This is a genomic window from Streptomyces fodineus, assembly GCF_001735805.1.
GTDB classification, from domain to species: domain Bacteria; phylum Actinomycetota; class Actinomycetes; order Streptomycetales; family Streptomycetaceae; genus Streptomyces; species Streptomyces fodineus.
The window spans coordinates 2,823,556-2,850,260 of sequence record NZ_CP017248.1 but is presented as its reverse complement, the minus strand read 5'-3'; the positions used below and the strand labels follow the sequence as shown (position 1 = coordinate 2,850,260).

Below are 26,705 nucleotides of genomic sequence, written 5' to 3'. Positions count from 1 at the left end.
GGCGGCCTACTCCCTCTTGCTCTTTTCCCGGATCTCAACCGCACCTTGTGTTCCAGAGGAATCGCATGCAAACGCCCCACCCCCATCCCCACCTCCACCGAGCCGCCTCCGCGCGCCCCTACTTCAGCGCCGACGGCGAGACCTACCTCACGCCCACCCCGCTGCGCCACATCGAGAAGTCCCAGCCCCTCAGGGTGCTCTCCGAAGAGGACTTCGCCTTCTGGCAGACGTACGGCCATGTCGTCGTCCGCGAGGCCATCACCCCCGGCGAGGCCAAGCAACTCCTCGACTTCGCCTGGCAGTTCCAGGGCTTCGACCCCGACAGGCCCGAAACCTGGTACGAGGAGCCGGAGTTCCGATCCGAACTCGACCAGCACCTGTTCATCTACGGCTTCGTCGAGGCCTACCACCACCAGCTCATCTGGGACAGCCGCCAGAACCGGCGGGTCTACGACGCGTTCGCGGACGTCTGGGACTGCGACGAGCTGTGGGTCACCCTGGACCGGCTGAACCTCAACCCGCCCAACACACGCACCCGTTCCCGCTCCCTGATCGAGCCCACCGACGAGGGCTTCGACATCGAACTGCACTGGGACGTCGACACCACCCTCGCCGTGCTGCCGCAGCGCGTGCAGGGCATCATCGCCCTCACCGACACCCGGCCCGAACTCGGCGGCTTCCAGTGCGCCCCGGAACTCTTCCGCCGCTTCGAGGAATGGCGCATCGCCCGGCCCGCCGGCCGCGACCCGGTACGCCCCGGCACCGACCGCGCCGAGTTCCCCGTGATCCGCCCCGACCTCCAGGCCGGTGACCTGCTCATCTTCAACGGGCTGCTGGCGCACGGCGTGGCACCGAACCTCTCTGACAACGGTGTCCGAGCCGTCCAGTACCTGTCGATGATGCCCGCCCTGGAGGAGCACACGGCGCTGCGCGACTCCCGGATCGACTCCTGGCGCACCCTCGCGACACCCACGTGGAACGCCACCCTCCTCGGCGACGCCCGCAAGCCGGAGGCCGACCGCTACGGCCCCGCCGCGCTCAACCCCCTCGGCAGAAGACTGCTCGGCCTGGACTCCTGGACCGCCCCGGCGGAAGAGGCACAGTGAACCGCATCTGCCTCTGCCTGCCCACCAACCGGGCCTGCTCCGCCACCATCGCCGCCCTGCACGACGAGGCCGCCTACGCCGCCCGCCGCCTCGGCGCCGACGTCCAGCTGCTGATCCTCGACTCCTCCGGCGACCGCACCCGCACCGAGCACGCCCGGACCGTCGCCGCCCTGCCGGCCACCCGGCACGTCACCGTCCACCACCTCGACGAGGACGCCCAGCGCGCCTTCCTGCGCCGGGCCATCGGGCAGGCCGGCCTGCCCGAGCCCGACCGGCTGCTGCACCTGATGCTCCCGCCCGCCGTCTCCTACGGCGCCTGCACCAACCGCGCCTTCCTGCTGGCCGCCGCCCTCGGCTGCGACTCGCTGCACCGCAGGGACTCCGACAGCACCTACCAACTCCACGCCGGACAACCGGTGTTCCCCGTCCACCACGAGCTGCCCTGGCTGGGCAGGCCCGCCGCCGAGGCCACGGCCGGCGGCCTGCGCACCGACCTCGACGCGGCGCTGCTGGGCCGCCCGGTGTCGCTGACCGGCGCCTCCTTCATCGGCGAACTCTCCGTCGACATAGGGGAGATACGGCGCCTGGACGAGGGGGTCTACCACGACGTCGTCAGCCTCTGGGCGCCCGCCGACTGGCCGGAGGGACGCAAACGGGAGCTGGTCGAGGAGTCCTTCACCGGCGCGGGCACGGCACCCTTCACAGGCGACCGGGCGACCCTCACCGTGGTCGACCCCATGCGCGTCGACATGTGCAACATCGCCTTCGACCGCGCGGTGTACGAACGCTTCCCCCTGCCACCCGCCACCGACACCATCGGCAGCGACTACTTCCTCCTCCACCTGGTCCACGACGCCGGCCTGCCCGGCATCCTGCACAACCGCCACATCGAGAACTTCCACACCCCCGAACGCCGCACCGACACCGGCTTCCCGGCCTACCAGCGACGGTTCGTGAAGTTCCTGCTGTCGATGCCCTACTTCCATCACGTCTACGACCGCATGGCCACCGAAGGCACCGGGCTGCTGGACGAGCGGCATCAGGTGCGGGCCGACCGGGTCGTGAAGCTCCTGCGCGAGAGCACGGGCCTGGACCGCACGGAGAACATCTGGCGCCTGGACCGCGTGGACACGGCGTACCGCAAACTGGGCGGCCGGTACGCGAGGTTCGCCGACCGACTTGCCGAAGAGCGCGATCGGTTGATGGACGAGGCCGAGTCGGACATGGCGGACTTCGCGTACCTGGTCACGGCGTGGCCGGCACTTGTTGAAGCGGCCCGCCGATGAGCGCCCCGCAGGGGCGCGGGGCCCTGTCTGATATGCGGCTACCGCCGCGCGGGCGCGACAAGCCACGACGGGCCCGCAGCGGACCACTCAGCGAACCCCTCGTCACGTCACTCACCACAGCCGCATCCGACCGCATCATCTACGACCTCACCGGCATAGAGCACCAATACGACGCCCTGCTCGGCGAGTTGCCCGGTACGCACATCCGCTTCGCCCTCAAGGCCTGCCCCGTCGACGAGGTCCTGCACACCCTCGCAGCCCGCGGCGCCGGATTCGACGCGGCGAGCCCCGCCGAAATCACCCAGGCCCTCCACGCCGGCGCGCAGCCGAACCACATCCACTACGGCAACACCGTCAAGTCCGACCACGACATCGCCGAAGCCCACCGCCTGGGTGTGCGCACGTTCGCCACCGACAGCGTCGAGGACGTCACCGCCGTCGCCGCACACGCCCCGGGGACACGGGTGTTCTGCCGCCTGGCCACCGGAGGCGACGGCGCCCTGTGGGGCCTGAACCGCAAGTTCGGCTGCGCCCCCGACGACGCCGTCCGCGTGCTGGCCACGGCCCGCGCGGCCGGACTCACCCCGGCCGGCCTCTCCGTGCACGTCGGTTCCCAGCAGATGACCGGCGAGGGCTGGCAGCAGGCCCTCGACACCCTCGCCGGGACCCTGACGGCGCTGGCCGGGCGGGGGATCGTACCCGACCACGTCAACCTCGGCGGCGGCCTGCCCGCGCTCGGCTACCAGGACCGCCAGGGCAACCCCCTCGACCCGCCCCTGGACAAGATCTTCACCGTGCTCCGCGAGGGCATGGACCGCCTGCGCGGCCTCACCTCCGCCCCGCTCGCCTTCGTCATGGAGCCCGGCCGCCACCTGGTCGCCGACCACGGCGCCGTACGCGCCCATGTCTCCCGCCTGACCCGGCGCCGGCAGCCGGACGGAACCGAGGCCCACTGGCTCTACCTGAGCTGTGGAAAGTTCAACGGCCTATATGAGATGGACCAGTTGACGCACCGGATGGTCTTCCCGGGGCACCGCGGGAGCGAGGAGTACGTCTCCGCGATCGTCGCCGGGCCGACCTGCGACAGCGACGATGCCTGGGGCGAGGGCCGGTACCCGGTGCGGGTGCCCCGGTCCGTCCGTTCGGGCGACCCGGTCTGGATCCTGTCCGCCGGCGCCTACGCCACCAGCTACACGACCCAGGGCTTCAACGGCATCCGCCCGCTGCCGTGCGTCTGCGTACGCGGCCAGGAAGGACGGCACTGACATGGCACACCACATACGGGGCATCACCGAGGCCGACTGGCCCCAGGTCGTGGCCCTGGAATGGGAGGCGTACGCGGGCACCTCGCTCACGGAGGGGGAGGCCGCGCTGCGCTCCCGGGCCTCGGCGGGCATCTGCTTCGTCCTGGACCTCGGCGGCCGGATCGTGGGCTATGTACTGGCCCTGCCCTACCCGAGGTTCGGCTGTCCCGACCTGACCCGGCCCGAGCCGGCCGTCCACCGCTCCGCCAACCTCCACCTGCACGACCTCGTCGTCACCGCACCGCTGCGCCGCAGAGGGCTCGGCACCCGCCTGGTCCGCCATCTGACTGACGTGGCCGTGACCCGCGGCTTCGAGACCATGTCGCTGATCGCGGTCGCCGGCAAGGAGTCCTTCTGGCGGGCGGGCGGCTACCTCCCCGACCAGGGGGCGCCCTTGCCGGCCGGATACGGCGCCGGCGCGGTCTACATGTCGACGCGGCTGGCCGCGGCGCGGAAGGCGAGCTGATGCCCGCTCCCTCCTTCCGGCGCGCCAAGTGGTCGATCGCCGCGTTCTTCTGCTTCCTCGGCTTCCAGTACGGCACCTGGGTCTCCCGCCTCCCCGCGCTGAAGACCCGGCTGGACCTGGGAGCCGGGGAAGTGGGCCTGCTGCTGATGGCCTGCGGGGCTGGTGCGGCGGCCTCCTTCCCGCTCGTCGCCGTCCTGATGCGCCGCCTCGGCTCCCGGCGCCTGTGCCTGGCCTCCGCCGTGTGCCTCGTCGCCGTACTGGCCGCCCTGTCCGCCGTACCCGACTACCCGCTCGCCATCGCGGCCACATGCGCCGACGGCGTGGCGGTCGGCTGTCTCAACGTCGCCATGAACGCCCAGGGCGCGGCACTGGAGCGGAGGTACGAGCGCACCGCCATGTCCCGGCTGCACGCCACGTTCAGCGCGGGCCTGCTCGCCGCCGCCCTGCTGACCTCCGGCGTGACCACCCTGACCGCGTCCGTCCCGGCGCACTTCGCCGTCGCCGGGGCCCTGTTGCTGCTCCTGCCGGCCGTCGCCCGCTCCGGCCTGCTGACCCACACGGAACCTCAGGCGCCGGGCGAGCCGAAGCGGAACCGCCGCCTGACCCGCCCCTCCTGGACGACCCTGCTGATGGGCTGCGCGATGGCCTTCGGCACGATCACCGAGGGCGCGATGAACGACTGGTCGACGCTCTATCTGAAGGACGTCGTCAAGGCGTCCGCGACGGTGGCCCCGCTGGGCATCGCGGTCGTCTCCGTGATGATGCTGCTGGCCCGGGTGTTCGCCGACCGCTGGCGCACCCGCTGGGGCGACGGGCGGGTGGTCCGGACCGGCAGCGCGGTGGCCGCCGCCGGCCTGGTGCTCGCCCTGCCGGCCGGCGGGGTGGTCCCGGCCCTCCTCGGCTTCGCCTGCGTCGGCCTCGGCGCGGCGGCCATCACCCCCTGCGTGTACGTCGCGGCGGCCGGCCATGGCTCCGACGCCCTGGCGCTGGTGGCCGCGATGGGCACCACGGGCCTGCTGGCCGGTCCCGCCCTGATCGGCTTCGTCGCGAGCGCGACGAACCTGACCCTGGGCATGGCCACGGTCGCCGCCTCGGCCCTCGTCGTCACCCTGGCCGCGACGTGGATTCCCTGGCGGGGGCGTGTACCGGCCGCCGCGGGCTGACGTCCCGCGGGCCGGCCCTCACCGCGCCGCCGTGTCCCCGGTGAGGACCCCGCCGAGAACCGTGGTGCACGCGGCGTGCAGTTCCGCCTCCAGGTCCATCTCGGCGTCCGGCTGCGCCCAGCGGAAGAGCGCGCCGAGATAGACGTCGCGCAGGATGAATCCCACGAGCCGGGCGTCGGCCGCCGCGCGGATCTCCCCGCGCCCCTGTCCGGCCTCCACGAAGGCCGCGAACGTGTCGCTCACATACGGCTGTTCGTGCAGCGGGAAGCCCGCCTTCACCCAGGCGGTCAGCAGCGCGCGCGTCTGGTCGGCGTCGCGCAGGCTGATGTCGGCGAGGATGCTCATACAGCGCAGCAGCGCATGCGCGGTGCTCTCCTCGCCGTCCGGCCGCAGGCCCTCGGCGGCGAGCCCGCCGTGCAGGAGTTCGCGGCGGGTCTCCCCCCAGGCCGCGATGACGTCCTCCTTGCGCTGGAAGTGGTTGAAGAACGTGCCCCGCGCGACGTCCGCGGCCTCCGTGATCTCGTCGACCGTGGTCTGCTCGTAGCCCTGCCGCGTGAACAGCTCCAGGGCGGAGTCGTAGATGCGGCTGCGGATCCGCAACTTGTTGCGTTCGCGGCGGCCCGGGACCACCGACTGCCTCTCTGTCATGTTCGCTCCTGTCACCGGCGTGGCCCCCGTCGGGGAGGGCCACCCACGGCCCTCCGCTTTACATGTATCACGATCTATCAATGAGTCATAGTTCATGTTTCCGGTACGGGGCGGCCTCCTGACGAGGCCGCCCCGCCGGCGACCGCTCAACAGGCCGCCGCCAGCCCCTGCGCCAGCGCCTGCAGGGTGCTGTCGCCGAGCAGCCGGGCCAGCGGCACGTCCTGTCCCAGCTCGTCCCGGACGCGGCTGCGCACCTGCGCGGCCGACAGCGAGTCGACGCCGTAGTCGCTCAGCCGCCGACGGATGTCGATGCGTGCCGGACGGGTGCCGACCACCCCCGCGACGATCTCGACGAACCGGGTGGCGGCATCGGGGCGTCCGGCGGCCGCCTCGGCGCGTGCGGGCTCCTCGGCCGGTGCCGGTACCGCGCGGAGCGTGGGGGCGGTGCCCGGGGCGGGCGGCGCCACCGCGCCGGTCCCCACCCGCGCCGGACCGGTCGCCCGCACCGCCCGGCGCAGCCGCTGCGCCAGCAGCCCGGGCAGCCGGGTCACCTCGCCGGTCCCCACGGAACGCAGCGTCCGCACCGACCCGGCGACCAGCGCCCCGGCCGACCGGCGCAGCTCCCACAGCGGGCGGACCGCGGCCGGCCCGCCCGGTGCCGCTCCGAGGCGGCACAGCCGGAGCCCGCGGAACTCGGCGAGCGGCCGCCCGTCCGGGTCCAGGACGGCCACGTCGGCACCGGCCACGGCTCCGCCGCGCTCGGTCCGGAACGTGGCGTGCACCCAGCACTCCGGTGCGAGTGCGTCGAGGAACCGCGCCCGGTCCAGGCCGGTCACCCGGTAGGCGGTGTGCGCCGGGACCGATCCGGGGATCGCGGCGAGCAGCGGCAGCAGGCAGGCCTCCCAGGCGGCCGGTCCGGAGATCACGGGGCGGTGCAGCTGCGCCACGGCCTCCCCGTCCCGGCGCCAGAGGTGGCGTACGGCGACCAGCCCGGGACTCGGCTCGTAGCCGCGGGTGGCGAGCTCGGCCAGGAACTCGTCCCGGGTGCGGTGCGTACGGCAGCGGTCGAGCGCGGTGTCGAGCCGTTCCCGCCAGACCGGGGCGGCCCCCGCCGCCGCCCCCGTGCCGGACTGCGTACGGTCCGCGCCGCTGCGTACGGTCGCCGTCAGGCAGAGCGTCCGCGGCGTCCCCGGGCCGGCGTACACCTCGGCGGCGGTCGTCCCGCCCCGTGCCTCGGTGTGCACGCGCAGCGCCAGTTCCGCCTGTTCGGCGGGTATCTCGACCAGCTCGTCCGACAGGCGGATGTCCTCGATGACGACGGCACCGGGGTCCGCGGCGGCCGTACCCGAGGTGACCGCCTCGTGCAGGACGGCCAGATGCACCGCGGGCGGCACGGGAGCCAGCCCGCCGACCCGTACGACGGCCTCGCTCAGGTCGGCGCGGACGTCGGTGGCGGACCGCAGGGGCGCCGGGGCCGGCGGGGCGAGGGGGCGCCGCAGCGGCTCGGTGTCCCAGGGGTGGGCGGGCAGCGGGACCCGGCGGACCTCGCCGCGGAACCAGCGCTCCCAGTCGACCCGGCCGCCGTGCGCGAAGAAGGCGCCGAGCGAGCATGCGAGCGTCAGCGGTCCGTCCGGCCGGCGGCGGTGCGTGGAGGCGACCACGGTGGGCGCACAGCCGGCTTCCCGCAGGGTGTCGCCGATCGCGCTCTGCAGCAGCGGGTGCGGGCTGATCTCCACGAAGACCGGCGTGTCCTCCTTGGCCAGGTGGCGTATCGCGTCGTGGAAGAGGGCCGGCTCGCGCAGGTTGTCCATCCAGTACCGGGCGTCGAGCTCCGGACCGGTCAGCAGGGCGCCGGTCACGGTGGACAGCATCGGGATCTCGGCCTGATGAGGCGTCACATCCGCCAGTACTCCCAGGAGTTCCTCACGCAGCGGTTCCATGGCGGGGGAGTGGGAGGCGACGTTGACCTGGACCAGGCGGTGGAAGACCTCGCGCCGCTGAAGTCGCGCGGCGATGCGCCGCAGGGCCTCGGTGTCACCGGCCAGGACGCAGGACCGCGGCGCGTTCTCCGCGGCGACGCACACGGCGCCGCCGTCCTCCGCGATCGCGTCCCGCGCCTGCTCGGGGCAGAGCTCCACGGCCAGCATCGCGCCGCGGCCGGTGACGCTCTGCATCAGCGTGCTGCGACGGCAGATCACGGCCGCGGCGGCGGCCGGGGTGAGCCCGCCCGCGACGGCCGCCGCCGCGGTCTCGCCCATGCTGTGCCCGACGCAGACGTCCGGGTCGACACCCATGTCACGCCACAGCGCGGCGAGCGCGACCTGCATGGACCACAGCACCGGCTGCACGGTGGCGACGTCGTCGGGGAAGTCGCCCGTGGCGGAGGCCAGCGTGTCGAGCACGGACCGGCCCGTCTCCGCGCGCACCAGTGCGTCGCACTCGGTCAGCGCGCGGGCGAAGGCGGGGCTGCCGGCCAGCAGGGAGCGTTCCATGCCGGTCCACTGGGAGCCCTGGCCGGGGAAGACGAAGGCCGCGGGGCGGGGGCCGTCGAAGCCGGCCTCGCCCATGCCGCCGTGCTCGGTCGGGCGGTCCTCGGCGAGCGCGCGCAGCACCTCGGCCAGCTCGTCGTGGTCGGCGCCGACGGCCCACAGCCGGTAGGGGTGGGCCTGCCGCTTCAGCGCCGCCGTGGCACACACGTCCCACAGCGGCAGGGCGCGCCCGGCACCGTCCGCCCCGAGGAAGCCGGCGTGCTCGGCCGCCATGCGCCGCAGCGCGGTGGGCGAGTGGGCGCTCAGCACCAGCAGGTGGGCGGGGCGGCCGGCGGGCAGCTCGGTCGGGCCGTGCGGTGTCACGGCCGCCGGCGCGGGCGCGGCGGCGACCACCACATGCGCGTTGGTGCCGGACAGACCGAAGGAGCTCACGCCGGCCAGCGCGCGCTCACCGCCGGTCTCCAGCGGCTGGTTCGCCGTCACCACCTGAAGCGGGCAGTCGTCCTCGGTGAGCAGCGGCTGGGGATCCCGCAGGTGCAGGGAGGCCGGCACGAGCCCGTGGCGGACGACGAGGAGCGCCTTGATCAGCCCGGCCACGCCCGCGGCCGCCTCGGTGTGCCCGATGTTGGACTTGACCGAACCGACGGGCAGCCAGCGGCGCGCCGGTCCGTCCTCGCGCAGCACCTGGGTCAGGGCCCGCAGCTCGACGGTGTCCCCGACGGGGGTGCCGGTGCCGTGGGCCTCGACGTAGTGCAGCTCGCGGGCGCTCACTCCGGCCGACCGCAGGGCCTCGCGGAGCATGGCCGCCTGGCCGTCGACGGCCGGTTTGATCAGCGAGCCGCCGGCCCGGCCGTCGTTGGTGACGGAGCTGCCCAGCAGGACGCCGAGCACCGGGTCGCCGGCCTCCTCGGCGTCCTGCAGCCGCTTGAGGACCACGACGCCGACCCCTTCGCTGCGGACGAACCCGTCGGCGTCGCTGTCGCCGAACTTGCACCGGCCGTCCGGCGAGAGCATGCCGCCCTGCGAGAAGGCGACCGCGTCCCGTGGCGAGAGGATGATGTTCGCGCCGCCGGCGATGGCCAGGTCGGTCTCGCCGGACAGCAGGCTCTGGCGGGCCATGTGCACCGCGACCAGGGACGAGGAGCAGGCCGTGTCCACGGTCATGCTGGGACCGCGCAGGTCGAGGTCGTAGGAGATGCGCCCGGCGGCCATGGCGCGGAAGTGGCTTCCGGTGGCTTCGCGCAGGGTGTGCGCGGCCAGGCTGTCCTCACCGGCCGGGCGGCCCGCGTAGTCCGCGGTGGCCTGGCCGATGAACACCCCGGCCGTGCTGCCCCGTACGTCGGGCGCGGGGATGCCCGCGGCGTCGAGGGCCTCCCGGACGACCATCAGCAGCAGCCGGTGCTGTGGGTCCATGGTGAGGGCCTCGGCCGGGGAGATACCGAAGAAGCCGGGGTCGAACCCGAACGGGTCCGGTACGAAGCCGCCGTGCCGGGAGACCGTACGGCCGGGGGTGCGGGCGGCCGGGGCGTAGTGGGCCGCGACGTCGAAGCGTTCCGGTGGGATCGGTGTCACCGCGTCGACGTTGCCGACCAGTTCGGCCCAGAACTCCTCGACGTTGCGGGCCTGTGGGAACCGGCACCCCATCCCTATGACGGCTATGGGCGTTTGCGTGCGCTCTGCACCCATCAAGAAATCCCCCTTGGCGTGCGGGTGGTGAGTGTCACGTCCATGATCGATCGTAGTACAAACATGTACTGCAGAACAAGCATCTTCTGCGATGCATGAAAAACATAGTCTGCGATACAAGAAAAGACTCTAGACCAAAAGAGGACTCTGGTTTAGTGTCGGCCGTACGGCGGCTGCCGTACCTGAGCAAGGAGGGGTGAGCTCTGTTGGATCACCACACGCCGGGGGTCACAGCCGTGAGGGACCCGGCGGACACGGACACGCTGGCCTCACTGCTCCGCCGCGCCACCCGGCTGCCCCACCTGGCATCCCGCTACGCCCCTTTCCTGCGCGAGGGGTCGGCACCGGCGCTGGCGGACCTGCCGGTGATGACACGGGAAGACCTCGCGCGGGCCACCGAGGAGGCGCTGAGCCTGCCGGACGGCGCGGGTCCGGCGCTGCTGTGGGCGGACGGGGGCACGCTGGCCGATCCGGCGCTGACCCTGCTCCCCGCGGACATGTTCGCGCCGGACGTGCGCACGGTGTGGAATCCGCTGCGTCCGTCCGACGTCCTGGCCAATCTCCACCCGCCGGGCCGGCTCAGCCAGGACCACTACTTCTACAACCGCCTCGCCGCGGAGTCCGGCGCGACCGCGCTCGCCCTCGGCCGGCTGCCCGACGGGGGCCACGAGGACTGGCTGGACCTGCTCGCCCGGCTGGGCGTCACCGCGGTGGCGGCCCCGCCGGAAGCCATGGAGCGGCTGCTCGGCGGCACCGCGGCCGGCCGCCCGGTGCCCTGGCTGCGCACCCTGCTGCTGGGCGGTGCGACCCACGACACCACGCCCGACTGGCTGATCGCCGAGCGTTTCCCGTACACGGAGACCTGGCGCCTGTACGGGACACCGAGCACCGGGGCGACCGGCCACCGCGGACCGCAGTGTCTGCTGGACGTCTACCACCCGCTGCCGCACCAGCACGTGGAGTTCGCCGACGGACGGCTGCTGGTGACCTCGCTGCACCCGGACCGGAACCCGCCGCTGATCCGTTACCGGACCGCGGACCGCGGCGAGCCGGCCACCTGCACCTGCGGGCTGCCCGGCCCGGCCCTGCGGGTCTTCGGGAGCGCGGAGCCGTACGTCCGCCTGCACGGCCGGGCCGTCTCCGCCCTGGAACTGGTCTGCCTGGCGGTGGCCACGGGAGAGGTCACCGCCGCGCAGGTCGCGGTGGACCGGGGCCAACGGCTGCAGCTGCGCGTCCGGTTGGCGCCCGGCGTCCCCGACGACCACCACACCCACGCCTGGATCCGGTTCCGGGTGCTGGAGGGCCATCTGACGCTGGCCGCCTGCGTCGACGAACGGCCGGACGCGTTCGAGGTGGTGGCGGTGGAGGAACTCGACGGCGCCGCCGTGCTGGTCACCGAGGACCCGTGAGCCGGAACCCGTCCGCAGGGCCGCGCGGGAACCCACGCACCACCCCTGCGGGAACCCAGGCACGACCCACGCATCACTCATGCAGGACTCAACTCATGCAGGACTCATGCAGGAAAGGAACCTTCATGACCGAGCAGTTCACGTTCCGGCAGACCCTCGCGGCCCAGAGCACCGCCACACCGCAGGCCGACGACGAGATCCTCGTCGCCGTGCGCGCGGTGGCACCGGAACACGACGAGATGATCAAGGCGGAGCCGCTGCCCGAGGGCTGGCTGCGGGGATGGGACGTCGCCGGAGTGGTGCTGCGCGGCGCCCCCGAGGGCTTCAGCCCCCTGCCCGGCGACCGGATCGTGGGCGTGGCGTCGGCCGGCAAGTGGTCGCCGTGCATGGCGATCCCGTCCGAGTACGCCGTGGTCCTGCCCGACCACGTCAGTTTCGAGCAGGCGGCCGCGCTGCGGGTCGCGGTGCTGACCGCGCTGCGCCTGGTCCGGGGCGCCGGTACCGTCTCCGGCCGCCGGGTCATGGTGACCGGCGCCGACCGCGGCATCGGCCGCCTCCTGGTGGAGCTGGCCGCCGCGCTGGGCGCCGAAGTGACCGCGGTGGTCCACGACCCGGCACGCGCGGCCGAGGTGGCGGAGCTGGGCGCGGGCCGGGTGCTGCACGACCTGGACGGCGTCACCGACACCTGCGACGTGCTCTACGAGGCCGCCTGCGGCGACCTGATGGCGGCGGGCCGGGGGCTGCTGCGGCCGGGCGGCTCGGTCTTCCTGTACGAGTCCTTCGCCGCCCACGGTGCCGACATCGGCTTCTTCCGCTTCTTCGGCGGCCCCGAGCAGGCCGGTCTGCGGCACTTCGTCTTCCGTACGGCCACCCCCGAGGACCTCGAACTGGCCCAGATACTCGACCTGCTGACGACGGGTGAGATCTCGCTCGGCCTCGGGGAGCCGGCCGAGCGGGTCGCCTGACCGGCGGGTCGGGCGAAGACGAGGAAGGGGGGTGCGGCCCGCGGGCCGCACCCCCCTCCCGCTGTCCGGGCGGGTCAGCGGGCGCCGAGCCACTCGGTGAGCTCGGCGCGCAGCCGCCCCAGGTCACCCTGGTGACCGTGGGCGGCGATATGGCCGTCGGGCCGCACCAGGTAGTAGCCCTGTGCACCGCAGCCCGTGGCGGCCCGCGCCGAGACGGCGGCCAGCGACACGGCCGCCACCTCGGGCCAGGGCGCCGTCACCCCGGCCACCTGTTCGCGCCAGGCCGCGCCGGCGTCCCGGCCGACGACGGCCAGCGTCCAGCCGTGCGGCTGCTCGGCGGGACCCGCGAAGCCGTGCGGAACGGCCAGTTCACGGGGGAAGACCGCGCCCACGGTCAGCCCTCCGGGCAGCCGGGAGCGCAGCCGGCAGGCGGAGCGGGAGCCGGGGACCTGGGTGGGGCGGGTCGCCGGGTACGACAGCCGGCGGCCCGCCATCACGGGCGCGTACAGCCGGAACAGCCCGGTGCGCTCGGCGGCCCGGAAGGCCGCGTCCCGTGCCACCACCGCCGAGGGCCGGCGCACCAGCCAGCCCCGCGTCTGGATGTCGGTGTCCCGCACCACGCGCCGCGCCACGGCCGAGCGTTCCGGCCCGTAGGTCGCGAGCAGGGAGGAGGGCGCATGCCCCCGGATCACCGCGGCCAGCTTCCAGGCGAGGTTGTGGGCGTCCTGCATCCCGGTGTTGAGCCCCTGGCCGCCCGCGGGGCTGTGCACATGGGCCGCGTCCCCGGCGATGAAGACCCGGCCGAGCTGGAACTCGCCGGCGTGCCGGGCGTGGATGCGGAACTCCGACACCCACACGGGCTCGGCGAGCGTGACGCCCCTGGGGCCGCGCTCGTCGACGATCCGCTGCATGTTCTCCACGCTGACCCGTTCCCCGGGGCGCAGGCTGCAGAAGAACCGGAAGACCCCGTCCGGCAGCGCCACGATCACCAGGGCGCCGGACGCGGACTGGTAGTACAGCGCCTGGTCGGCCGGGAGCCGGCCCTTGATCCGGGCGTCGACGAGGGCGAAGGCGCTCTCGTAGGTGGATCCGGTGAATCCGCTGCCCAGCTGGGCGCGTACGGCGCTGCCGGCGCCGTCGGCCCCGATGAGGAAGGGCACCCGGGCGCGCTCGATCCGGCCGTCGGAGTGCTCCAGCACGGCGGTCACCGGGCCGGTGCCGTCGATGCGGCCGGAGTAGTCCAGGCCTTCCAGGGTGAGCAGGCGGACCCCGCGCTCGATCTTGCCGCCCAGCTGCTCCAGCCGGGTGCGCAGGATCCGTTCCGTCTCGTTCTGCGGCAGGCAGACGGGGCTGAGGTGCTGGGGGAAGTGGAAGGCGGCCAGCCGGCGGCGCTCGGAGAAGTAGCTGAAGGCGTTGATCTGGAGGCCGGCGTCGCGCAGTTCGGGCAGCACGCCGAGGTCCTCGAAGAGGTCGATGCTGCGCGGCCAGACCAGCAGCGCCTTGGGGAAGGGCGAGGGTTCGGGGGCGCGGTCGACGACGCGGACCCGTATCCCGCGCCGCAGCAGCTCGCAGGCGGTGATCATCCCGGTGGGCCCGGCGCCCACGATCAGCACCTCGTCGTGCTCGTGCGCCGGCTTCTCCGGTTCCCTGCTCGCCATGGTTCCTCCTGTGTCAGGTTGGCGTTGGTTCTCAGATTGACGATGACCATCAGACGTCTTACAGTACTCCGGTATCTTATAGTCGTTCGCGGCGAAGAAGAAGAAGCCGAGGAAAGAAGGGGACATGACCACGCAGACCGAGACCCGGCCTCTGGTGCCGGAGAGTCGGGACGGCACGGGCTCGAGCGTCGTGATGATCGCGGTCGCCCTGGCCAGCGTGCTGCTCCCGCTGGCGGTCACCGCACCAGCGGTGGCCATGCCCGACCTCACCGTCGACCTCGACGCCGGTGTCGCGGCGGGGCAGTGGGTGCAGAACGCCTACGGTGTGACCTTCGCGGCGTGCATGCTGGCGGCCGGTTCGCTGGCCGACCAGTTCGGCAGGCGCCGGGTCCTGGCCATCGGCACCATCGTCTTCAGCACCATGTCGGCCGTCGCGGCACTTTCCACGGACATCGTCGTCCTGGACATCGCCCGTGCCCTGCAGGGCATCGGCGCCGCCGGAGTCCTCACCAGCGGCGCGGCCATCCTGGCGGCCACCTTCTCCGGGCGGCGCCGCACCCAGGCCTTCGGCGTCCTCGGCGCCTCCTTCGGCGCCGGCCTCGCGGTGGGGCCGGTGCTCGGCGGCGCCCTGGTCCATCTGGCGGGCTGGCGCGCGGTGTTCTGGCTGAACGTGGTGCTCGGCGCCGTAGCCCTCGCCCTCATGTCCCGGATCAGGGAATCCAGGGATCCGAACGCCACCCGCGTCGACGTGGCCGGCCTCATCACCTTCAGCGGCAGCCTGTTCCTGCTCGCGCTCGCTTTCGTGGAGGGCGGCGAGCGTGGCTGGGGGGACCCGCTCACCCTGGGCTCGCTGGCCGGCTTCCTGCTCTTCATGGCGGCCTTCGTCGTGGTGGAACAGCGTGTCGCCCGGCCCATGTTCGACCTGACGCTGTTCCGCAACCCGACGTTCGTGGTGGTGGTCTGCCAGCCGTTCACCATCACCTTCGGCTTCGTCGTACTGATCAACTTCCTGCCGCCCTTCTTCACGGGCGTCGGCGGCCGGTCCAGCACCGAGTCGGGCCTCTTGCTGCTGCCCCTGATGCTGCCCGTCTTCGCGCTGCCCCTGCTGATCGGCCGGCTGGTCGCCGACCGCGTCTCGCCGCGGGTGCTGCTCACGGCCAGCTCCGTGCTGATCGCCGTCGGCTCGCTCTGGCTGGTCGTCCTCGAACCCGGGCAGTCCGCGGCCGCCCTGGTGGGCCCGCTGCTCGTCTTCGGCCTGGGCGTCGGCTCGGCCTTCGGCGCCATGGACAACGCGGCGGTCAGCGTCGTCCCCGTGGAACGGGCCGGCATGGCTTCCGGCATCTTCAACACGATGCGCATCACCGGCGAGACGGTCGCCATCGCCGCCGCCGGCGGCTTCCTTGCCTCCTACACGCGCGGCGAACTGACCGACACCGCCCCGCAGTTCACCGGGCAGGCCGACCGCCTGGCCGGCGCGGCCACCCAGGGCCGCATCGACGCGGCGCTGTCCACCGTCGCGCCCGCCCGGCGGCCGGAGGCACTCGACGCGGTCGCCCGCAGCCTGACGTCGGGCATGCATATGGCCTTCGTCTTCCTGGCGGTGCTCGCGGCGGCCGGCGCGCTCGTCACCTACCTGGTGGTCAAGGACCGCCACCTCGCGGACGCGACGGGCTGACCCGGCGCCGCCGCCCCTCAAGCCGGGAGCGTCCGGTAACCCCCCGTCCCGGGCGCTCCCTCCCGGGCCTTCGGGCCCCTCATACCACCCGCGCCGCGGACAGCGCCGTCCGCGCGCCCGCACCATCCGCAGTCAACCGAAAGCAGGAGAACATGCGTTACCGCTACCTGGGCGACACCGGACTGTCCGTCTCCGAGCTGTGCTTCGGAGCCATGACCTTCGGCGGCGGCGCCAGCTTCCTCGGCGCCGCCGACCGCAACTGGTCGGAGTTCGGCACCGTCGACGACCAGAACGTGGTGCGGATGATGGACCAGGCCCTCGACGCCGGCATCAACTTCTTCGACACCGCCGACGTCTACAAGAACGGCATGGGCGAGGAGTTCTTCGGCCGCACGCTGAAGAAGGTCCGCGACCGCGTCATCATCGGCACCAAGGGCCGCTGGCGGATCACCGACGACCCCAACGACATCGGCGCCACCCGCCACCACCTCTACGCGGCCGTCGAGGCGAGCCTGCGCCGCCTGGACACCGACTACATCGACCTCTACCACATCCACGGCTTCGACCCGCGCACCTCGCTGGACGAGACCCTGCGCGTGCTCGACGACCTGGTCCGGTCCGGCAAGATCCGCTACATCGGCGTCTCCAACTTCGCCGGCTGGCAGCTGATGAAGGCGCTGTCGGTCTCCGACCGCCGCAACCTCAGCCGCTTCGTGTGCTACCAGGGCTACTACAACATCGGCTGCCGCGACCTCGAGCGCGAGATCGTCCCGCTCGCCGTCGACCAGAACGTCGGCATCACCGTCTGGTCGCCGCTGGCGGGTGGCTTCCTCACCGGCAAGTACCGCCGGGGCGAGGGCCGTCCCGAGGGCAGCCGGCTCGCGCAGCCCACCCCCGCCGAGTCCGCTCCGCTCACCGACGAGAACCAGGCCTACGACATCGTCGACGAGATGGCCCGGATAGCCGAGGATCGCGGTGCGAGCGTCGCCCAGGTCGCCCTGAACTGGGTGCTCGCCAAGCCGGGCATCACCTCCGCGGTCGTCGGCGCCACCAAGCCGCACCAGCTCGAGGACAACCTCCGCGCGATGGAGTGGGAACTCACCGCGGACGAGCTCGCCCGCCTGGACAAGGTCAGCGAGACCACCGCGCCGTACCCGTACTGGCACATCGGCACCATCGCCGCGGACCGCAAGCTGCCGGGCGACGTGTACCCGGCCTGACACGCGCAGCGGTCCCATCCGGCGAGTACCGCGCACCCGGCACCACCGCGGAGGGACGACTCGTGCAGTCGTCCCTCCGCCTGTGTGGTGCCGCCCCGAAGTCCGCACCGACCAGCACGACACAGAGCAGGAAGCACCATCCGCGACAGAAAGACAGGAATCCATGACGACTGCTCCCGACATAGCGACGCAGGGCATACCGCCCCTGGACTACACCCGCACCGTGGACCGCTCGCTGGTCCACCGGGACGCCCTGGGCGAGGTGTTCCTGACCGACCTGCGGCCCGTCGACGACGAGCGCTACGCGGCAGGCGCCCAGCTGCCGCGTTCCCACGCCTACTACGGCGACCACCTGCTGCGCCCCGCCGGCTACGACCCGCTGCTCATCCTGGAGACATGCCGCCAGGCCGCGCTCGCCGGCGCCCACCGGTTCTTCGGGGTGCCCGCCGACAACAAGTTCATCCTCACGCACCTGGGCCTGCGGCTGGACCACCCGGCCACGCTCGTCGTGGGGGCCTCCCCGCTCTCTCTGGCGATGGAGGTGCGGATCACCAGCCGCAAGGAACGCGAAGGACGGGTCACCGGGCTCGACTACGTGCTCGCGCTGACCACCGCCGACGGCCGTGCCGTGGGCGAGGCCGCCGTCGGGCTGCGTTTCAAGACCCCCACCGGATACATCACCCTGCGGCTCAACAACCGTGACGGACTGGCACTGCCGTCCTCCGCGACGTACCCCGTCGGTACACCCGGGACACCGGTGCCGCCGCACCTGGTCGGCCGCGCCAATCCGGACAACGTCGTCCTCGTGGACGCGGCGGTCACCGACAGCGTGGCCCAGGCGCTGCTGCGCATCCCCGCACACCACGCCAGTCTGTTCGACCACCCGCAGGACCATCTGCCCGGCATGGTCATCGCCGAGGGTGCCCGCCAGCTGGCCATGCTCGCCGCCCAGGACGTCCAGGGCATCGCCACGGCGAAGACGTTCGTCACCGATCTGGACGTGCGGTTCACCCGCTTCGGCGAGCTGGAGGACGAAACCGTGCTCACGGCCTGGGTCGACGACCTCGCCGAGCCGGTGCCGACCGCCGGCTCGGTGACCCTCTACACCCTGGCCGGCGCACTGCCGGCCGAACGGGAACCGGCCACGGCGGGCCCCGCGCACACCGTGCGGGTCGAGGCCACCCAGAAGGGCGAGCCGCTGTGCGTCTTCTCCTTCACGCTCAGCCGGATGCCGTCGTGACCGGCCGCACGGGTACGGGCGGAGAGAGCGTGGCCACGACCGGGACGGCCAGGACGGCCGTGTTCTGCGACGTGGACGAGACGCTCATCCGCGTCAAGAGCATGTTCCGCTTCCTCGAATTCCATCTGCGCTCGCGCGGCGAGCCGGAGAGCACGTACCGGAGGCTGGCGGGCGAGCTGCAGGCCGCGGCCCTGCGGGGGGCGCCGCGCAGCGAGGTCAACCGCCGCTACTACGGCTTCTACCGAGGGGAGAGCGCCCGCCGGCTCGCCGAGTCGGGACGGCGCTGGTACCTCGCCGAATGGCGGGACGACCCCGACGGGCTGTTCGTGCCGCAGGTGGAGGAGGAACTCAGGCGACTGCACAAGGAGGGACAGCTGCTCGTGCTGGTCTCCGGGTCCTTCTTCGCCTGTCTCGAACCGGTCGCCGAGGACGTCGGCGCGGACCATGTGCTGGCCACCCGCCCGGTGATCCGGCGCGGGGAGCTCACCGGCGAGGTGTTGGTGCCGATGATCGGCGCCGCCAAGGGCCGCGCCGTGCGCGTCGCGGGCGCCGTGGCGGGCGTGGATCTGACGCGCAGCTCCGCGTACGGCGATCACATCAGCGACGTGCCCATGCTGCAGGCCGTCGGCCGCCCGGTCGTCGTCGGCGACGACGTCGAACTGGCCGTCCACGCGCGCAGGAACGGCTGGGCGCGGCTGCTCACGGGCGCGCCGCGGTGAGGGCCGCCGGCGGCCGTCCGGGGCGGCGACCGGGCACACCGGCGGGCCGCACCCGGCGGGCCGTCATGACAGGGGAGGGAATCTGATGACACGCATCGGAATCGTGGCGACCGGCTCGTACCTGCCCACGTCGGTCGTCACCAATGAGGAGATCGCCCGCGGGGCGGGTGTGACGGACGAGTGGATCGTGCGCAAGACCGGCATACGCGAGCGGCGCCGGGCCGACGACCGGGACGCCACCTCGGACCTGGCGGCACGCGCCGCACGGGCCGCGCTGGAACAGGCCGGGGTCGATGCCGAGGACGTGGCGTACATCGTGCTCGCCACGTCCACGCCGGACCACCCGCAGCCGGCGACCGCGAGCATCGTCCAGCATCTGATCGGCGCGGACAACGCCGCCGCGTTCGACATCAACGCGGTGTGCAGCGGTTTCGTGTACGCCCTCGCGGTCGCCGAGCGGCTGCTGCGCACGGCCGGTGACGGCCGTTACGCACTGGTCGTCGGCGCCGACATCTACTCGCGGATCCTGGACTACTCCGACCGCAAGACCGCCATCCTCTTCGGCGACGGCGCCGGAGCCGTCCTGCTGGGCGCGGTGCCGGACCACTCCGGGATCCGCGACACCCTGCTGCTCACCCGTGGTGACCAGTACCGGCTGATCAGCGTGCCGGCCGGGGGCAGCCGGATGCCGGCCGACGAGCGCACCCTGAAGGAGGGCGCGCACTTCTTCCGGATGGACGGCCGCGGTGTCCGGTCGTTCGTGCAGGAGCATCTGCCCGGTGCGCTGCACGAACTGCTGGCCCGTGCCGGGGTGCGGCGCGAGGACGTGGCGCACTTCGTGCCGCACCAGGCCAACGGCGTGATGCTGGGGGAGGTGTGGCCGGCGATCGGGTTGCCGGCGGCGACCATGCATCTGGCGCTGGAACGGTTCGGCAACACCGGTTCGGCCTCCGTGCCCGTGACGCTCGACCTCGCGCACCGGCAGGGCGCCTTCGCTGACGGCGACACGGTGCTCATGGCCGGCTTCGGCGGCGGGATGACCGTGGGCGCGGTGCTCGCCCACTGGGGACCCACCGCCCATGCCCGCCGGGCCGAGCCCGCACTGGCGGCCGCACGATGAGCGCCTGGACGGCGCATCGGCGTGCGGGGCTGCGGCAGGCGGCCGAACTGTCCCTGCAGCTGCGGCTGCTGGGCGATGCCCCCGGCGCGGCGGCCCCACCGCGGGCCGCCGTCCGGCATCCCGCACGACTGCTCCTCCCGTACCCTTCGCTCCCTTACAGCAGTAAGGGATCGCATGGTCAAGAGGAAGGGTAAAGAGAGGGGTAAGGAGAGGGCGGCGCCGGGTGAGTTCCGGACAGCGGCAAGAAGGGGCGGCGGGCCAGGCCCGCCGCCCCTTCGTCATGCCCTGTGCGTCAGCCGGCCACGGGGTCCGGCACACGAGTGCCGCGCACCAGCCACGTCGGACCCTCGGCCCAGTCGCTCACGGCCGCGAAGAACCGGGCGAAGTGCTCGCCGGCGCAGTGTGCCTCGAAGGCCGCCTCGTCGTCGTAGGCCTCGTACAGGTAGAAGCGGTCCGGGTCCTCGGCGTCCGCGATCAGGTCGAACGCCCGGGTGCCCGGTTCGTCGGCGAGCGAGCGGCGGCCGTCCTCCAGCGCGGCGGCGACGAACTCCGCCCGCCGCTCGGCCGGAACGGTGAAGGACACGGCAACGGTGTACATGAAAACTCCTCAGGGATCGGCAGGATCCGGCCGGCGCACTCTCGTGTGCCCGGCCGGTGCAGCGAAACGCCCCGGGCAGAGCCCGGGGCGCGAGGGTGTCGAGAGGGTGCGTGCCGTGACGGCGCGCGTCACTTCTTGGCGCTGTCCGGCTTCCACCCCGACAACTTCTCGGAACAGCGGTCCAGTTGGGCGAAGAGGATCCGGGCCTCCTCCGGCGTGAAGCAGTCGTCCAGGAGCGACTCCACCTGGGCGACCGCGGCGTCGGCCCGCCGCAGCAGCGCGCCCCCGCTGCGCGTCAGGCGCGCCTCGAGGATGTGGCTGTGGATGGGATGCGGCCGCCGCTCCACCAGGCCGCGCCCTTCCAGGGTCGACAGCACCGACGACATGGTCTGCGGTGTGACCATGCCGCGCCTGGCCAGCGCCGCACCGGACAGACCCGGCTCCAGCGACAGGGCCAGCAGTACGTTGTACTGCGGCACATTGATCTTGAAGGGACGCAGGGCCGCATGCTTGGCGGCGGTCACTTCCTGCTCCACGCGCTTGATGCGGTGCCCGATACGCTCTTCTGCCGTCCCCATGGGGGACAGCATAGTCACAGGTTCCTGATGGGGATACGGCATCTGCTCACCATTCTGCCTCAGATGCCCGAGCGGCCGGATCCCCCGACGGCCGACGCCAGGCGAAACATAGGTCCTCGCCGGAATCCGGGCGCGCCACGACCAGACGCAGGGCGAAGGCCAGCGCCTCCTGGACGAGAGCGCGCCGCAGGGCCCGGTCGTACTCGTGCTCCCACTGGTGCACGGCGTGCTCGAGCGACACCGGCACCCGGATGCGGCTGCGGTAACCGAGCCCGTCCAGGAGCCGCTGCGCCTCGGCCAGCCGCGCCAGCGTGCCCGGGGTCCACATCCGTGCCAGCACCGCCCGGCCCACCTGCCCCTCCAGGGCGTCCGCGGGAACGGGCGGACGGCACCCGGCCGGACAGCGGTACCCGGGGGACGGCGCCGGCACATGACGCAGTGGTTCACCGCAGCCGGCGCACCAGACCATCCCCTCCAGGACGGCGGGCCCCGGCATCCCCGGTCACCCCTGGATCCGCCGGCGCAGCGCCGGGTCCGCCAGGTGCGGCGGGGTGTAGTCGGCGTCCGCCGGGTTGAGGTCGGTGCCCGGCGGCACCAGTTCGTCGATCCGGTCCAGCACGGCGTCGTCCAGGGTCACGTCCGCCGCGGCCAGCAGGTCGGTCAGCTGCTCGACGGTCCGCGGGCCGATGATCGCGCTGTCGACGGCCCGGTGCGCGAGGACGAAGCCCAGCGCGAGATGGGTCAGCGGCAGCCCGGCCTCCTCGGCGAGCTTGACCAGCTCCTCGACGACCTCGTACTTGCGCACGTTGCCCGGAAGCGTCTGGTCGAACTTGTGGGCGATGAGGTCGCGGCGGAAGTCGTTGAGGACCAGCGGCGCCTGCTTCCGGTACCGCCCGGCCAGCCAGCCGCTGGCCAGCGGGCTCCAGGTCAGCACGCCCACGCCGTGACGCTCGGCCGTCGGCAGCACGCCCCGCTCGATGCCGCGCATGAAGACGGAGTACGGCGGCTGTTCCGTGTGGAAGGGCACATGGCCGCGCCGCTCGGCGATCCACCGCGACTCGACGAGCTGCTCGGCGGGGAAGTCGGAACTGCCGATGGCGAGGACCTTGCCCTCACGGACCAGGTCGGACAGGACGGACAGCGTCTCGTCGAGATCGGTCGTCGGGTCCGGCCGGTGGATCTGGTAGAGGTCGATGCGGTCGGTGTCCAGCCGCCGCAGACTGTCCTCGACCGCGCGCCGGATCCAACGGCGGGAGTTTCCGCGCCGGTTGGGGTCGTCGCCCATCGGGAAGTGCACCTTGGTCGCGAGTACCACGTCGTCCCGACGGCCCTTCAGGGCCCTGCCCACGATCTGCTCGGACTCTCCCGCCGAGTACATGTCCGCCGTGTCGACGAAGTTGACGCCGGCGTCCAGCGCGGTGTGCACGAGGCGTACGGCGTCGTCGTGGTCCTTGTTGCCCCATGCTCCGAGCATCATCGTGCCCAGAGCGATGCGGCTGACCGTGATGCCCGTCCGCCCGAGGGTGGTGTAGCGCACGGAGGCTCCTTTCGTCAGATGTGCCTGCCTCTCCATCCTCCGTGCCGCGCGCCGGGTTTCCAGGCCCGGTGCGTCCCCCCTCCAGGCCGTCCGGCGGACCGGCTTTCCAGAGGTTTCGCCTTCCTGGTACCGGCAGTACCACGCAGGGGGGTACGATTGGCGATAGGTATTCGATGTCTGATAGTTGTTAGGTGTCTTCGAGTCATGGGATCCGACCTGGGAAACTTTCTCCGCACCCGGCGAGCCGCGCTCAGCCCGGGTGACATGGGCCTGGCCGCGGGGCCGGTCCGGCGCCGGGTGCGGGGGCTGCGCCGCGAGGAGCTGGCCCTGCTGGCGGGCATCAGCGTCGACTACTACGTCCGGCTGGAGCAGGGCCGTACCCGTAATGTGTCGGACGCCGTGATCGACTCGGTCGCCGACGCGCTCCGCCTGGACCCCGACGAACGGTCCTATTTACGGCACCTGGTGCGCCCGCCGCGCCGCAACTCCGGCCGGGCCGCGGCGCAACGGGTCCGCCCCGGGCTGTGGCGGCTGATGGAGCAGCTGCGGGACGCGCCGGCCGTCGTCCTGGGCCGCCGCCTGGACGTTCTGGCCTGGAACGGGGCCGCGGCCGCCGTTCTGGACGACTTCGCGGCCCGCCCGGCCGAGGAACGCAACTTCGCCCGGCTCGTGTTCGCACCGGACGACGACGGCGGCGGCCGTCCCCGCTTCGACGACGCCACGGCCGAGGAGGTGGTCAGCGCGCTGCGGGTGTCGGCGGCACGGCACCCCGACGACCCGGGCCTCACCGCCCTCATCGACGAACTCGACCGGGACAGCGGCCGGTTCCACCGGCTCTGGTCGAGCGGCACGGTCCGCCGCAGGCCGCACGGACCACGGACCGTGCACCATCCCGTACGCGGGACGCTCACCATGCGCCTGGAGACACTGACCCTGCCGGACGACCCCGACCAGACGCTGCTCACCTACATGAACGAGCCCGCGACGGAAGGAGCCTGACGGACAGTCATCGAATAAACGCCACTGAATGGCCCGTCACTGAACGGCCGTCACCGAACGGCGATCACGTTCGTCGCCTTCTCGCCGACGACATCGAAAAGGACCCGCTGACCCTCACGCGTGGTCTGCGTCTCCATGCCGGAGAACGGGCGCCGTTCGCCGTCCTCGGCGGTGATGATGCCCACACCGTCCGCGTCGTTGTAAAGGGCGATCGTTCCGAGAGGCATCGTCCTGTCCTCCGTGGCTTGGTCGTTGAGCTGCCGATCTCCCCCGGTGAGCAGAGCATCACCCGGCGTGTCCGGCGGAGGGAAGGGCGCGTCGGCGCGTCGGACAGGGTTTGACCAGAAGTCAGCTGTCTACCTGCGTCCACGCGCTTCTCGGCCACATATCCCCGCACCTCAACGCGGGCCCGGTCCGTGTCCTACCGGGCCGGCTCGGCAACCGCCGTCCATTTGCCGGTCCGCGGCGCGCTGCCGGTCCAGGCCATTTCTGTTCGCACCTGTGTCTTGGGCGATTGCGGTGCCCCGACTCCTGAAAGAGATCCAAGGGGAGTCCGTGCGGCAGCAATTCAGGGAGGTCTGACGGTATGTCCAGCACCAGCGTGAAGAATCCTGTGGGCCGCGCCTATCTCGGCGATGTTTTCATGCGCCACCCACTGACGACACGAAACCAGGAGGAGCTCGACATCGCCGCCAAGGCCGATGCCATCCTGAATCGCCGGCCGAACGCGCTGAAGAGGGTTCCGGAGGGAGGGGGAGATCCGATCAGCCCCATCGGTTTCTCGCTCAACCAGGTGCGCTACGGCGGATTTCCGCAGGAGGAGCAGACGGCGTACCAGCGCCGATGGCGGGCCTACATGAACCTGGGCGTGCCCCTCATCGAAGAGCAGAGCGACATCGAACAGCCTCCCCCCGACATGTTCTCCAAGCAGACGTACGTCAACGGAACCGACCCGGTCGAAGTCACCGCGACCGACACCGTCGAGTTCTCGGTCTCGAACACGATCAGCTGGTCGCTCCAAGGGCAGGTGCAGCTCACCTTCGGGGCGAAGTCGTCCGTATCGTTGCAGCAGCAGCTGCAGAAGAGCGTGGCGGTGAACCAGTCCCAGAAGACCACGCTGAAGAACAGCAAGGACAATCAGGGCGTCGACAACGAGTCCCAGGCGCAGACGACAAGTACGACGACGGCCACGGGTTCCGCCACGGGCACCGGGGAATTGTCGGCACAGCTGATGCTCGGGGTCACCGCTTCCGTCAGCGGTTCGCTGACCACCTCCTGGAAACACACGTCGGCGATCAGTGTGAAAGTCAGCAGCCGGGTGGACGTGCTGGCCACGACGCGACGTCAGATCAGGAGGTTCGACTACGAATTCCCGGTCACCTTCGGCGGGTGGGTCGCCCTGTACTACCCGCGGCCGGTAGCGGTCCGGTGGAATCCGCCGCAAGCCAAGGATCCGCAATACTCCCAGGTCCTCGCATGGCCACTGGGTGAGTTCGCCGACAGCGCCGACAATTTCGACATGGCCGACGAGGGAAAGAGGTTCATGCAGAAAGGGACGGCCGAAGTCGTCGCTGTCCGCGTGGGCGAGCACCGGGTCTTCCAGCCCGAAGAAATCGACTACACGAACCAGAAGAAGCCCCTCTAGGAGAGCTGATGTCCTTCAAGAACGTCTTCGACAGCGGTGGGGACGAAGCCGGCTCCGCCAAGCAGTCCACTGAAGCGCTCAACCACGGTACTCCTGGCGCGGGGGATGTCTCGGGGGCCGTACGCGACCTGGAGGCTCAGCGCGACCCGTGGCTGGTGCGCCAGACGGCGCACGGGGTGTTCGATGTCATGGGGTTCCTCGGCCCCCTCTTCCAGAAGTTCCAGGACGTGTCCGCCGATCAGCGGCAGGTCAGCGAAGATCCCGGCCCGGTGTCCACCATGGCGTCGTCGGCCATGAACAAGGCATCCGAGTCCCTGAAGGTGGAGATCCGCGACGAAGACCTGCCGCGCATCGGCGACACCAGGAGCTTCGTCCTGCTCACAACGGGCCTCGGGAGGTCCGAAGGTCTCGCCGTGGACCCGTCGCGGAAGACGGCGTACGTCCCCGACCGCGGCGGTCAGAAGCTGTCCGCGGTGGATCTCGCCACCGGCGCCCAGCACGTGGTCGCCGGCGGCCTGGGCGACATCGGCGACGTGGCCGTGGACGGCGACGGCACGGCCTACACCACGGACTACGCCGGCTCCCGGCTGCTCGCGGTGGACCTTTCCAACGGCTCCTCCCGCCTGGTCGCCGGCGTCCCGGCGGCGTACGGCGTCGCGCTGGACGGAACGGGCAAGGCCTATGTCGCCAACTGGAACGACGGGCAGCTGATCGCGGTCGACCTGCGAAGCGGCGAGAAGAAGACGATCGCCAGTGGACTGGTGCACGCCTCCGGAGTGGCGCTGGATCGCAACGGCAAGGCGTACGTCGGCCAGAGCGACGGCACCACCCTGTACGAGGTGACCCTGGCCGACGGCACCACACGCGTCGTGACCGGCCTTCCCGGGGCGAACACCGCCCGGGTGGCGCTCGACGGCGCCGGCAAGGCATACGTCACCGATCAGTCCGGCGGCCGCCTGTACGAGGTGTGCCTCGTCGACGGCGCGCAGCGCGTGGTGGCCTCCGGTCTCGGCCACCCCTTCGGTGTCGCGCTGGACGGCGGCAACGCCCAGATCTACGTCGGCAACCAGCAGGGCCAGCTGTGGCGGCTCTCCCAACGCGCCGCCCAGGCCCTGGGAGGCATCGGCAAGGTCGTGGCGTAAGCGGCCCACGCCTGACGGGGCGTCCGGAATCCTGGCCCCGGACGCCCCGAAC

At 72.1% G+C, this 26,705-nt stretch carries 23 protein-coding genes; 15 read left to right on the top strand and 8 right to left on the bottom strand.

Annotated features, from left to right (window positions below):
- The first annotated feature begins 65 nt into the window (after positions 1 to 65).
- Genes BFF78_RS11465 through BFF78_RS11445 form a run of 5 tightly spaced genes read left to right on the top strand, consistent with a single transcriptional unit; the run spans position 66 to position 5,325 of the window.
- On the top strand, positions 66 to 1,106 hold the full coding sequence (locus BFF78_RS11465; RefSeq protein WP_069778226.1) for a phytanoyl-CoA dioxygenase family protein: 1,041 nt from the start codon (positions 66 to 68) through the stop codon (positions 1,104 to 1,106).
- On the top strand, positions 1,103 to 2,392 hold the full coding sequence (locus tag BFF78_RS11460) for a DUF6271 family protein (RefSeq protein WP_069778225.1): 1,290 nt from the start codon (positions 1,103 to 1,105) through the stop codon (positions 2,390 to 2,392). Before BFF78_RS11465 ends, BFF78_RS11460 begins: the two co-directional genes overlap by 4 nt.
- Before the next feature lie 32 nt (positions 2,393 to 2,424).
- Entirely contained in the window at positions 2,425 to 3,657 is a 1,233-nt protein-coding gene (locus BFF78_RS11455; RefSeq protein WP_069778224.1) for a type III PLP-dependent enzyme, read from the top strand.
- A gap of 1 nt (position 3,658) precedes the next feature.
- The gene (locus tag BFF78_RS11450) at positions 3,659 to 4,162 is read left to right on the top strand and encodes a GNAT family N-acetyltransferase (protein WP_069778223.1); all 504 of its coding nucleotides are present in this window, start codon (positions 3,659 to 3,661) and stop codon (positions 4,160 to 4,162) included.
- Positions 4,162 to 5,325 (top strand): MFS transporter, encoded by a 1,164-nt coding sequence (locus tag BFF78_RS11445; protein WP_069778222.1) that lies wholly within the window; start codon positions 4,162 to 4,164, stop codon positions 5,323 to 5,325. The genes BFF78_RS11450 and BFF78_RS11445 overlap by 1 nt, the downstream gene beginning before the upstream one ends.
- An 18-nt stretch (positions 5,326 to 5,343) precedes the next feature.
- Here the strand turns inward: BFF78_RS11445 and BFF78_RS11440 are convergent, their stop codons facing one another.
- Together BFF78_RS11440 and BFF78_RS11435 are read right to left on the bottom strand one after the other, a co-directional pair.
- Entirely contained in the window at positions 5,344 to 5,973 is a 630-nt protein-coding gene (locus tag BFF78_RS11440) for a TetR/AcrR family transcriptional regulator (RefSeq protein ID WP_069778221.1), read from the bottom strand.
- A gap of 146 nt (positions 5,974 to 6,119) precedes the next feature.
- Positions 6,120 to 10,148 (bottom strand): type I polyketide synthase, encoded by a 4,029-nt coding sequence (locus BFF78_RS11435; protein WP_079161268.1) that lies wholly within the window; start codon positions 10,146 to 10,148, stop codon positions 6,120 to 6,122.
- A gap of 236 nt (positions 10,149 to 10,384) precedes the next feature.
- On the opposite strand from BFF78_RS11435, the gene BFF78_RS11430 reads away from it, so the two are divergent.
- Both BFF78_RS11430 and BFF78_RS11425 read left to right on the top strand, forming a co-directional pair.
- Positions 10,385 to 11,557: a hypothetical protein gene (locus tag BFF78_RS11430; RefSeq protein ID WP_159032992.1), complete on the top strand. Its 1,173-nt coding sequence runs from the start codon at positions 10,385 to 10,387 to the stop codon at positions 11,555 to 11,557.
- A 125-nt stretch (positions 11,558 to 11,682) separates the two neighbouring features.
- Complete coding sequence (locus tag BFF78_RS11425; protein ID WP_069778218.1) at positions 11,683 to 12,522, top strand: zinc-binding dehydrogenase; 840 nt, start codon at positions 11,683 to 11,685, stop codon at positions 12,520 to 12,522.
- Between the two features lie 74 nt (positions 12,523 to 12,596).
- On the opposite strand, the gene BFF78_RS11420 is transcribed toward BFF78_RS11425, so the two are convergent.
- Complete coding sequence (locus BFF78_RS11420; protein ID WP_069778217.1) at positions 12,597 to 14,180, bottom strand: FAD-dependent monooxygenase; 1,584 nt, start codon at positions 14,178 to 14,180, stop codon at positions 12,597 to 12,599.
- A gap of 124 nt (positions 14,181 to 14,304) precedes the next feature.
- Between BFF78_RS11420 and BFF78_RS11415 the strand changes: the two genes are divergently transcribed.
- The 5 genes from BFF78_RS11415 (at position 14,305) to BFF78_RS11395 (ending at position 20,154) form a co-directional block, all read left to right on the top strand.
- Positions 14,305 to 15,855 (top strand): MFS transporter, encoded by a 1,551-nt coding sequence (locus BFF78_RS11415; RefSeq protein ID WP_193433441.1) that lies wholly within the window; start codon positions 14,305 to 14,307, stop codon positions 15,853 to 15,855.
- Between the two features lie 152 nt (positions 15,856 to 16,007).
- Positions 16,008 to 17,075 carry an aldo/keto reductase gene (locus tag BFF78_RS11410; protein WP_069778216.1) on the top strand — a complete coding sequence of 356 codons (1,068 nt, stop codon included), beginning with the start codon at positions 16,008 to 16,010 and terminating at the stop codon, positions 17,073 to 17,075.
- A 163-nt stretch (positions 17,076 to 17,238) separates the two neighbouring features.
- Positions 17,239 to 18,315 (top strand): ScbA/BarX family gamma-butyrolactone biosynthesis protein, encoded by a 1,077-nt coding sequence (locus tag BFF78_RS11405; RefSeq protein WP_069778215.1) that lies wholly within the window; start codon positions 17,239 to 17,241, stop codon positions 18,313 to 18,315.
- A gap of 29 nt (positions 18,316 to 18,344) precedes the next feature.
- On the top strand, positions 18,345 to 19,034 hold the full coding sequence (locus BFF78_RS11400) for an HAD family hydrolase (protein ID WP_069783526.1): 690 nt from the start codon (positions 18,345 to 18,347) through the stop codon (positions 19,032 to 19,034).
- 85 nt (positions 19,035 to 19,119) lie between these two features.
- Complete coding sequence (locus tag BFF78_RS11395; RefSeq protein WP_069778214.1) at positions 19,120 to 20,154, top strand: 3-oxoacyl-ACP synthase III family protein; 1,035 nt, start codon at positions 19,120 to 19,122, stop codon at positions 20,152 to 20,154.
- Between the two features lie 292 nt (positions 20,155 to 20,446).
- On the opposite strand, the gene BFF78_RS11390 is transcribed toward BFF78_RS11395, so the two are convergent.
- The 4 genes from BFF78_RS11390 to BFF78_RS11375 form a co-directional block, all read right to left on the bottom strand.
- Positions 20,447 to 20,752, bottom strand: coding sequence for a putative quinol monooxygenase (locus BFF78_RS11390; RefSeq protein ID WP_069778213.1), 306 nt, complete (start codon positions 20,750 to 20,752; stop codon positions 20,447 to 20,449).
- A 128-nt stretch (positions 20,753 to 20,880) separates the two neighbouring features.
- Positions 20,881 to 21,330, bottom strand: coding sequence for a MarR family winged helix-turn-helix transcriptional regulator (locus tag BFF78_RS11385; RefSeq protein WP_227025816.1), 450 nt, complete (start codon positions 21,328 to 21,330; stop codon positions 20,881 to 20,883).
- A 46-nt stretch (positions 21,331 to 21,376) separates the two neighbouring features.
- Positions 21,377 to 21,670: a hypothetical protein gene (locus BFF78_RS44690; RefSeq protein ID WP_159032991.1), complete on the bottom strand. Its 294-nt coding sequence runs from the start codon at positions 21,668 to 21,670 to the stop codon at positions 21,377 to 21,379.
- 162 nt (positions 21,671 to 21,832) lie between these two features.
- Positions 21,833 to 22,867 carry an aldo/keto reductase gene (locus BFF78_RS11375; RefSeq protein ID WP_079161266.1) on the bottom strand — a complete coding sequence of 345 codons (1,035 nt, stop codon included), beginning with the start codon at positions 22,865 to 22,867 and terminating at the stop codon, positions 21,833 to 21,835.
- A 204-nt stretch (positions 22,868 to 23,071) separates the two neighbouring features.
- Between BFF78_RS11375 and BFF78_RS11370 the strand changes: the two genes are divergently transcribed.
- Complete coding sequence (locus BFF78_RS11370) at positions 23,072 to 23,866, top strand: helix-turn-helix domain-containing protein (protein WP_069778209.1); 795 nt, start codon at positions 23,072 to 23,074, stop codon at positions 23,864 to 23,866.
- A gap of 50 nt (positions 23,867 to 23,916) precedes the next feature.
- On the opposite strand, the gene BFF78_RS46815 is transcribed toward BFF78_RS11370, so the two are convergent.
- The gene (locus tag BFF78_RS46815; RefSeq protein WP_165289358.1) at positions 23,917 to 24,093 is read right to left on the bottom strand and encodes a cold-shock protein; all 177 of its coding nucleotides are present in this window, start codon (positions 24,091 to 24,093) and stop codon (positions 23,917 to 23,919) included.
- 359 nt (positions 24,094 to 24,452) lie between these two features.
- Between BFF78_RS46815 and BFF78_RS11365 the strand changes: the two genes are divergently transcribed.
- Both BFF78_RS11365 and BFF78_RS11360 read left to right on the top strand, forming a co-directional pair.
- Positions 24,453 to 25,511, top strand: coding sequence for a gluconolaconase (locus BFF78_RS11365; RefSeq protein WP_069778208.1), 1,059 nt, complete (start codon positions 24,453 to 24,455; stop codon positions 25,509 to 25,511).
- 8 nt (positions 25,512 to 25,519) lie between these two features.
- Complete coding sequence (locus BFF78_RS11360; RefSeq protein WP_069778207.1) at positions 25,520 to 26,653, top strand: Vgb family protein; 1,134 nt, start codon at positions 25,520 to 25,522, stop codon at positions 26,651 to 26,653.
- Positions 26,654 to 26,705 lie beyond the last annotated feature (52 nt).